We start from the raw sequence: 651 nt of genomic DNA, 5'->3' as shown, positions 1-651 counted from the left end.
CTTGCGTCAGTGATTTTGACGGTCTCGGAAGACTTGTCGATGAACACGTCATCGGTTGGCGCATCAACGGTGACCGTACCGACGGTTTCACCAGCCTTGATGGTGATGGTCGAGTTGTTGTCCAACTTCAGAGTGACGTCGCTGCCTGCTTTATTGGAAAGCGTAGCGGTGTAAGTGATCTGACCACCTTCGTTAACCGACGATGGAGCCGTCAAAGTCACGGTCGTGGTGTCATCAGTGCCCGGTGTATCGGTGACAGTGGTGGTGACGGTGTCAGTGCCCGGAACCAGATTCTCGAAGTGCTCGCCGCCGGTCACCTTGGTGATCGCGGTGCTGACGGTTTGGTCGCCGGCATACACATCATTTGGCGCTAGTACTGAAATAGTGCCGCTGGATTGGTTTACACCAATGGTGATGGTCTCGCCATTACCCAAAGTCACGGTCAGCGGGTTGGTGATGTTCGTCACCGGAGCGCCGTTTTTATCCACAAGGCTGGCGGTGTAAACGATCTGACCGCCTTCGCCCACAGTGTTGGTGGCGGTCAGCACAACCTTCACGTCATCGATGGTGTCATTGACGACGGTGATCGCACCGTTGCCTGCAACTTCCAATTTCTCGAAGTTGCCGCCGGTTGCGTCAGTGATTTTGACC

Annotated in this window: 1 protein-coding gene; it reads right to left on the bottom strand. The window is 55.1% G+C overall.

Translation table 11 applies throughout. From position 1 onward, the window contains the following. Positions 1 to 651, bottom strand: a 651-nt coding sequence (locus AC6CIA_RS26355; protein ID WP_498316082.1) for an immunoglobulin-like domain-containing protein, incomplete at both ends; no start/stop codon positions are given.

The sequence above is a fragment of the Pseudomonas sp. GQ91 genome (genome assembly GCF_059758795.1).
This window is presented reverse-complemented; position numbering and strand designations above follow the sequence as displayed.